This window comes from bacterium (genome assembly GCA_035527515.1).
Lineage (GTDB): Bacteria > B130-G9 > B130-G9 > B130-G9 > B130-G9 > B130-G9.
The window spans coordinates 1-8364 of sequence record DATLAJ010000113.1 but is presented as its reverse complement, the minus strand read 5'-3'; the positions used below and the strand labels follow the sequence as shown (position 1 = coordinate 8364).

Below are 8364 nucleotides of genomic sequence, written 5' to 3'. Positions count from 1 at the left end.
GCTGGCCAGGACGATTGTGCGGTTCAAGCAGGTTTCGCAGGCCCGAATTCACCTCGTGATACCGAAGCGCAGCCTGTATTGGGAGAAGGAGAAACAGCCGACGGCGTCTGTCTGGCTGAAGTTAAGGGGCGGCGCTGGCCTCGAGCGGGGGCAGGTGCGTGCGGTCGTTCACCTGGTTGCTGGGGCGGTTGAGGGCTTGTCCCCTGAGAACATCACCGTTGTCGATTCGCTTGGGGAGACCCTGACGGAGTCAGAGCAATCGCCCTCTGCCGGTCTGACGCAGAGCCAGCTTACACTTCGCCGAGAGACGGAGAAGATGTATGAGGATAAGATCGTTTCGCTCCTGCAGCCGATTGTCGGTCAGAACAAGGTCCGAGCGAGAGTGTCGGTCTCGATGGATTTCAAGGAGGTCGAGCTCGAGGAGGAGAACTACGATCCGACCGAGCAGGTTCTGCGGAGCGAGCAGGAGCTCAACGAGGAGTCTGGGAAGCCAAATGAGGTTGGCGGCGTTCCCGGCACGCGCTCCAATCTTGGGCAAGAGCAGGCAGCCCCGACTACGACGAAAGAAAACAATTATATCAAGCGCACTCAGCGAACGCGGAACTATGAGGTGGGCAAAACTATTCGTAAAACGACCGAGCATCCGGGCGAGATAAAGCGGGTCTCTGCGGCGGTGATTCTGGACGACAAGGCTGTCATCAAAGAGGAGGGCGGCGAGCGGAATTACGAATATGAGCCTCTTTCGGCGGTAGAGATCGCCAAATGCAGGGAGCTCGTCGAGAAAGCGATTGGGTTCTCGAAGGACAGGGGCGATATGGTTGTCGTGGAGAATCTGTCGTTTGACAGACAGGCTGTCGAGGAGGAGCAGTTTGCGGCAGCCCAGGACCAGCGTGAGGCGTTTTGGAGCAGAGCGTTGGGTGCGGTTCGAACGCCTCTATTGATCATTTGCCTCATTCTGGTTTTCGTTCTAGTCATTAGGCCTTTGATGAAAGGCGTGGTTGTCCGAGGGGAGGCTCTTGCGCCAGCGACGGCGCTTGCAGCTGTCGGCAGGGGCAATGCGGGCCTCGAGGGGCTACCGGGGAGCGAGATGGAGTCTGAGATGGCGCTCGAGGGCAAGACAGTCGAGGAGATAGAGGCAGAGATGCTCGCTGGAGAGACCCACTCTGAGCGCACTAGCAAGCGGAACATCTTGGTCAAGCGCATCAATCAGATAATCCAGCGAGAGCCGGACACAGCGTTGCAGTTACTTCGGGCTTTGATGCAAAGCCAGAAGCAATAGGAGGGATTTGGTAAGTGGCTACGGACACGTCAACAGGTGTGCAGAAAGTCGCTAGGCTCTTAATTCTTCTTGGTGAGGAATCGACGGCGAAAATGTTCAAGATGCTCGCGTATGACGAGGTTCAGGACATAACAAGGGAGATATCGCTAGCCGATTCGATTGATAAGGATGAGGCAGAGGCCCTACTTGAAGAGGTTTACAACACGTACATGGCACAGGAGTACATCGCCAAGGGGGGGATAGAGTACGCCAAGAAGGTGCTCTCTAAATCGATGGCTCCTGATGAGGCCCGCCGGATAATTGACAGGCTGACGAAGACACTTCAAACAACGAGCAGGTTCACAAGTCTTAGGAACGTGGACCCGTCGCAGTTATCGAAGATAATTGAGAATGAGCATCCGCAGACGATAGCGCTGATCATAGGTCATCTGGACCCTTCTCGGGCGGCAGAACTACTGTCGGCGTTGCCAGAGGAGATTCGGTCAGATGTAACGCTTCGATTGGCGGCCCTGGAGGAGATTTCGCCGGAGGTATTGACCAAGATCGCGTCGGTTTTGGACGAGAAGCTCGAGTCGCTCTCAGGGCTTCAAACCGAGGAGATCGGCGGAGTGCGGATGGTCGCAGAGATACTCAACCGCATGGATAGAAGCACAAGTCAGGGAGTGCTCGAGATGATCGAGAGCAATAATCCGGAGCTTGCGGCCACAATCCGGGACCTCATGTTCGTGTTTGATGACATCCTTCTTTTGGACGACATGGGCATCCGCGAGATACTCAAGAACGTCGATCGGAAAGCCCTAACGATGGCACTAAAGGGGACGACCGATGAGATGAAGGAGAAGTTCATGCGGAACATGTCGGAGCGTGCCCAGCAGCTCTTGGTGGAGGAAATGGACTACCTTGGCCCAGTGCGCCTGAAAGATGTCGAGGCGGCACAGAGGGAGATAGTCGAGGTCGTCAGAGGCCTCGACGAGGAACAGGTCATTCAGATAGGTGGTGGAGGTGACGAGGTCGTTGTCTAATCTACTCAAGCGCTCCAAAGTTCAGAACACAAATTGTGTCGCTTTCGACCTCAAGAGCCTTATCAGCTCGGCGGAGAATGAACTCGTAGAAGCTGGGCTGTCACGCATCAAGAAGTTTGAACCTGCCTCAAACGGCGTTGGTTTCCTCGATGGACCGCCCCGAGCCAGCGACACTGCCAGTGCACAGTCTCAGGCCAACGAGATAGTGCGGAAGGCCGAGGCGCGAGCAGCCGAGATTCTGAAGGAGGCCAAAGAGGAAGGTCTTCGCCTGGGCAAGGAGGAGGGTGCGCAGAGCGCTCTCGAAGAGGCCCGTCGTGAGGCAAAGTCCGAGGTTGCCACGGTTGTGGCAGCATTTCGGGCCGCGGTATCTGAGCTCAGCTCGGCTCGGCGAGAGGCGATGGCCGAGAGCGACACCGAGATGTTGGCATTAGTTCTTGGCATAACAAGACTTGTTCTTGCTCGCGAGATCAGGATGGACAAGACCCTCATCATTGAGCATATCAAACGGGCCGCGGCTTCTCTGGCCGGGGTGGGTGAGATAACGGTCAAGCTACACCCCATCGACCTGAAGGTTGCGCAGAATAATGTTGATAAGCTCGTCCCAGAGGGCAAGTCGATGCGGTTGTCGATAGTGGCCGACAAGAGCGTCGAGAGGGGAGGGTGCTTGTTGGAATGCAACAGAGGCACCGTCGATGCGCGCATATCGACGCAGTTGGACAGGATAAAAGCGGCCTTCGAGAAGGTCACGGAGAGTCCTGATTCCGGGAGTGAAGCGGCGCCCGACAAGCAAGCTTCGGCTGAGGAGGCGGACGATGCTTAGTTCGCGTCTGCTGCTTGAAAGCGCCTGCCGGATGGGACCTATAGAGGTCTCTGGCACCATCAACAAGGTAGTTGGCCTGGTGGTGGAATCCTCTGGGCCGCCGGCTGCGGTAGGCGACTTGTGCGTTATTCATGGTGGTCGCGGGGACGTGATGACTGAGGTTGTGGGCCTAAGGGAGGAAAAGGTTCTGTCAATGGCCTTGGGGGATATGGACGGTATAAAGACAGGAGCAAAGATAGAGCTCGTCGGCGAGCGGGCGGGCGTCCCAGTTGGATTTGGACTCATGGGACGAGTGCTTAACGGCAAGTGCGAGCCAATTGACGAGAAGGGCCCGATTGAAGGCGCCGAGGACATGTATCCGCTGAGGCGGCAAGGGCTTGAGCCGCTCAAGCGTGGCCCGATCGTAGAACCGATCGCGACCGGCGTGAAGTCGATCGATGCCCTCGCCACGATCGGGAAGGGCCAGCGGATGGGGATATTCTCCGGAAGCGGCGTTGGCAAGAGCATCCTTTTGGGGATGATCGCTCGGAATACGAGCGCCGATGTCAATGTCGTTGCGCTGGTTGGTGAGCGTGGCCGTGAGGTTCGTGAGTTTTTGGAGCGAGACCTGGGCGAGGAGGGCCTCAAGCGAAGCGTTGTGTTTGTCTCCACGTCCGACACCCCAGCGCCTCTTAAGATACGAGCGGCGTTTGCGGCGACGAGTGTTGCGGAGTTTTTCCGAGACATCGGGCTGGATGTCATGCTGATGATGGACTCGGTAACGCGGCTTGCGATGGCGCAGCGCGAGATCGGTCTTTCGGCGGGTGAGCCGCCGTCAACACGCGGTTACCCACCCTCGGTTTTCGGGATGCTTCCCAAGCTCTTTGAGCGAGCAGGCAAAAAGGAGGGCAAGGGAAGCATCACTGGCCTATATACCGTCCTTGTGGAGGGCGATGACCTCGACGAACCGGTCTCCGACCACTGCCGCTCGGTCTTGGATGGGCACATCGTTCTATCGAGAAGGCTCGCCAACAGGGGACATTATCCGGCCGTGGATGTCTTGAAATCTCGCAGCCGTGTGGCGACTTCTGTTGCGACCGAGGACCATCGGGCCGCGGCCCGCGCCTTCAGAACGGTGTTGGCAATGCATCGCGACAATGAGGACTTGATCAACATCGGCGCCTACAAAAAAGGTAGTAATCGGTTGATTGATTACGCAATGTCAAAAATGAGCGATTTCAACCAATTTCTCCGTCAGGAGCCTGACGAAAAGGGTGACTTCACGAGCACTGTGGAGTCGCTGAGATTCCTGGTGGCTGAAGCGCCAGACGAGTATGAGGAGAGACATGAAAGCGTTTAGGTTCAGGCTTGAGAGGGTATTGCAGCTGCGGCTGCAGATCGAGGAAGAGAAACGCCGCGAGCTGAGCATCATGCTATTTGACCTCAGGCAGCTCGAGGCAAAGCTGCATTCGTTGCAGAACGACCTCGACTCGTGCAAGAAAGAGATGTCCAGGGACCTGGAGCAGGAGGACCTCTCGATCGCCAGAATTGAGGTCTTCGCGTCTTACATCAAAAGAATGATGTCGGCAATCGATGCTCAGAGGGAGCTCATATCGGAGCTTTGCAGGAAAATCGAGGCGAAGAAGAACGAGCTTCTGGAGGCTATCAAGGAGCGCAAAGCCATGGAGAGCGTCAAGTCCAAGAGGCTGGCGGAGTATCACAAAGAGTATGCTCGTGCGGAGATGAAGTTCCTGGACGAGGTGGCAAGCTCCGCTCGTATGATGCCGATCCAGTGGGAGGGATATTGAGAAATGTTGATCAGAAGAATCAGGAAAATCTTCGGGAGCCTGCGTGGGAGCGGCTGCCGCGGTTCTTGGGTTCGCCTATCGCTCGTTGTGCTTATTGTAAGCCTGCTCATGCTCTTTGAGAGCGCGAGCGTGTGCGGCGACACCAGACCCGGCGTGGACAAGATCAAGCAATGGCTCCAGAGGGGGCCCAAGCCGACCGGGGCGACGTCCTCTGCCGACAAACGAGCGGTAGAGTCGATGCTCGAGACGTTAAGGCTCCGGCAAGAGGACTTAAACAAAAGAGAACAGGAGCTCGCGGAGGCCCGCAAATCCCTTGAACAACTTGGGGCCCAACTCAAGAAGCAGATGGCTTCGATCAAACAGATCAAGGCTTCCGCGGAGGAGCTTCTCACCAAGCTAGAGGCCAAGAAGCAGGAGCGCATCGACAGCCTGGTCTCGCTATACGGGACGATGAATGCTCAGAACGCTGCCTCGGCTCTGCTTGAGGTCTTCAAGAAAGACCCCTCGCTTGTGGCCGCACTATTTCAGGCGCTGAACAAGAAGCGGGCGGCGATAATACTGGACGGGATCACTGCGACCTCGCCGGAGGTGGCGGCAGAGATCACGATGTGGGTCGGCAAATACAGATAGGATTACATCGACCAAAATGACTGTCATGCACCCTAATGTCATTCTCTCGCTTACGGGCAGTAAAGCAGCCACAGCGGAGCAAGGCAAGGAAGGCCGCTCGCGCCTCGGCAAGCAGCATCAGGCGTTAAGCGCCTCGTTCCTCTCAGCTCTTGCTGCCAAACTGGCCGAGCTTGCGGCCCCACGAACCGCAAGACAACGGCTTGGCGGCCTGGGTGGGTCGGAGTTGCAGCGCTCGCAGGAGGGTCTGGCTGGGAAGGACCTCCCCGATGCGACGTCGGATGATTCGGCCTGCGTGGCGTCGGCGCCGGCAATAGCTGAGGAATCAGACCGTCCGGCTGCACATCGCGCTCGCGGCCTGGCCAGCCACATCAGGACGGCTCAGCGGCGATATAGCGCCGAGAGGGGCGTTATCGCCAAGCACAATGGACAGAGCAACAAAACTCCTTCGAGCTCATCCGAAAAGACCGAAGCTCAACCCGGAGCAATCCCAAAATCATCGAACACAGTCCTTAAGCTAGACCGAACAGAGGCACGAGGCGCGATACAGAATACAACGAAGGAATCCCGCTTTGGCGCGATGCGCCGCGCAGCTTATCCCTATGGCCGGTCTTTGCACTTCAACTCCAATACCTTCCGAAAGGCATCTGTTGGCATCAGGCGGCTAGTTCCTACGAACAAGGGCCTCACACAACCTCACTTTAGGTCCTCTGAAAGCCGCCAAGATAGCTACCTCCCGGCTAAAAGTAGTGCGGCCAGGCGCAGGCTACCCAGTAAGGCTTCTCGCTTCTGGGGCAGGAGTGAATCGCATCATCCCTCCTTCCGCGCTCTTGGTCTCCAACGAGAAAGCGACAACCTGACAAGTGGTCTGAAGTCGTCTGGCCGCCTACCCTCCCCTTCCAAGTCGTTGGGGGCGAAGCTCAAGCTGGTTGCGAAGGGCACAACCGGAGAGATCGCAAGCCGAAAGCCGACACTCGAAGGTGCCAAATCACAAGCTAGACACCATATACTAGAGAGCAAGGCAAGCGGACGAGCCGCAGGTGAAACCTCAGCTGGCTTGACCGGTCGAAAGCCCAAGCCCAATTCGGTGCGAGGCTCGCATCAACGCACCCATGCTCGTCCGTCTCGCCGCGTGCGAAGTGAAGACGGGTCAGGCGCCAGCCGGCCGTCGCGAAGAGGCGGCAAGACAGTTAGCCAAGAAGCTCGGTTAGGAGAAAAGATGCCTCCAGCTGAACTTCAGCCCGAAACTTCTAGGGATGGCAATCTGCGACAGACTGGCTATGAGGCCGACGGGACCTCTGGGTCAAGGACGGCGCTCCGGGCAGAGCAGGTGAAAGTGCCCAGTTTCAAGGGTGCGAGCGGCGCTGAGGGAACGGACGAGTCGCGTAAGGCGCAGAATGTCTCTCGTAAGGGCGCCATCGCGGCCAGATTCGGAGGCGGGCTTCGAGGGGAGCAGGTGAACGCTAAGCAAGCGATAATACAGGATGATTTCAAGAAGCCAGTCCGAATGGAGCGGAGCTCTAGTTTCTCACCGCCGGCGGGACGCTCAACTTCTTCGCAGCCGCAGCCGACTGCTGAATACATGCGCTCTGCGGAGGTATCGGCGGCGAAGCCTCAGGTCAAACAGCGAGACCTTCAAGTCAAGCAGCAGGAGCAGGTGGGAGCCTCAAAGAGAAGCGCTCGGTTAGCGGCAAAGATCGGCGTAGTTGCGACAGAGAGGTCGGAGGACGAATCCCCTACAAGAGCGCCGACCAGAACGGAATCCACTTCTCAACCTGAGAGAAGGAGTGCGCTGGCCACCCGAGAGGCCCCAGAAGGGTCTGAACCTAGGCTTAAGGGCCCGGGCAGCTCGAGCTCGGATGGCAGTGGTCTGCGGCGAGCTTCCGCTCACGAGGCGCAAGGAGCAGGGACCCACACATCAAAAAAGGTGCGTGGGGCGCGAGGTGATCTTCGGCCAGAGATGGCTGAGGTCAAGCGCTCGGCATCAGCTGAGGTGGACAAGGCAGAAGTGAAGCAAGCCCGCTTGACCGTGAAGAGAGAGGTTGCTTCTCCCTTGACGAATGAGCGGGACCGGGCACCGAAGACAGGACAGCGGAGCGCAGAGCCAGCAGCTCAGTCTAGAGACGTGCGTGGGGCGCGAGGTGATCTTCGGCCAGAGATGGCTGAGGTCAAGCGCTCGGCATCAGCTGAGGTGGTGGACAAGGCAGAAGTGAAGCAAGCCCGCTTGACCGTGAAGAGAGAGGTTGCTTCTCCCTTGACGAATGAGCGGGACCGGGCACCGAAGACGGGACAGCGCAGCGCAGAGCCAGCAGCTCAGTCCAGAAGGGTGCAGCCGAGCTCGAGAGCTTCTGCCGCCACATCCAAGCGGAATGGGGTGGAGGGCGCCAGAAGGCCGGCCGTGAGCGTCGAGCCAGGGGCGGCGGCCAACGCTGATGCGGGTAACCGCCCAGGCGTTACATCCGTGTCTCGGGCCCCAGCGAAGTCCGGCGTGAGCAGTGCGCCAGAGGCAGAGCCTGCGAGGATGGCCATGCGCAGTGCGCCAGAGCGAGACCGAGTCGCCGAGCTCGAGCCTCGAGAAGAGCATGCGGCGTCAAGGGACACAAAGGAGAACGGCAAGAGTTCTTTAGCAGACCTTTCTCGACGGGCTGATACGGGGCCTGACAAGAATGCTCCCGAGGCAAAGCCGGTTCAGATGGGTCGCGGCGACAGTGCTCAGCGAATGCATCAGGGCAAGCCGTCCGAGCCAGTGAACGCTCCCGACAGAGGTTCAAACGGACAGAGCGTCGATGCGCCGGACGGTTCGGCGAGATTGTTTGAGGGCAGTGGCCA

General features: G+C 58.2%; 7 protein-coding genes. All 7 read left to right on the top strand.

What is annotated here, in order from left to right; translation table 11 throughout:
* Positions 1 to 1279 (top strand): flagellar basal-body MS-ring/collar protein FliF (fliF, locus tag VM163_08705; GenBank protein ID HUT03953.1); only part of this gene is annotated, 1279 nt, incomplete at its 5' end.
* A 14-nt stretch (positions 1280 to 1293) separates the two neighbouring features.
* A complete protein-coding gene (gene fliG / locus VM163_08700; protein ID HUT03952.1) occupies positions 1294 to 2301 on the top strand; it encodes a flagellar motor switch protein FliG in 1008 nt (335 codons plus the stop codon).
* On the top strand, positions 2294 to 3121 hold the full coding sequence (locus VM163_08695; protein ID HUT03951.1) for a FliH/SctL family protein: 828 nt from the start codon (positions 2294 to 2296) through the stop codon (positions 3119 to 3121). The genes fliG and VM163_08695 overlap by 8 nt, the downstream gene beginning before the upstream one ends.
* Positions 3114 to 4460 (top strand): FliI/YscN family ATPase, encoded by a 1347-nt coding sequence (locus VM163_08690; GenBank protein HUT03950.1) that lies wholly within the window; start codon positions 3114 to 3116, stop codon positions 4458 to 4460. Before VM163_08695 ends, VM163_08690 begins: the two co-directional genes overlap by 8 nt.
* On the top strand, positions 4447 to 4908 hold the full coding sequence (gene fliJ / locus VM163_08685; protein HUT03949.1) for a flagellar export protein FliJ: 462 nt from the start codon (positions 4447 to 4449) through the stop codon (positions 4906 to 4908). The genes VM163_08690 and fliJ overlap by 14 nt, the downstream gene beginning before the upstream one ends.
* Before the next feature lie 3 nt (positions 4909 to 4911).
* Positions 4912 to 5538 carry a hypothetical protein gene (locus VM163_08680; GenBank protein HUT03948.1) on the top strand — a complete coding sequence of 209 codons (627 nt, stop codon included), beginning with the start codon at positions 4912 to 4914 and terminating at the stop codon, positions 5536 to 5538.
* 1216 nt (positions 5539 to 6754) lie between these two features.
* A partial coding sequence (locus VM163_08675) for a hypothetical protein (protein ID HUT03947.1) occupies positions 6755 to 8364 on the top strand: 1610 nt, incomplete at its 3' end.

Excerpts from the sequence above, each read along its gene's own strand:
- VM163_08690 (HUT03950.1), top strand. The coding sequence starts at position 3,114 with ATGCTTAGTTCGCGTCTGCTGCTTGAAAGCGCCTGCCGGATGGGACCT.
- fliJ (HUT03949.1), top strand. The coding sequence starts at position 4,447 with ATGAAAGCGTTTAGGTTCAGGCTTGAGAGGGTATTGCAGCTGCGGCTG.
- VM163_08680 (HUT03948.1), top strand. The coding sequence starts at position 4,912 with ATGTTGATCAGAAGAATCAGGAAAATCTTCGGGAGCCTGCGTGGGAGC.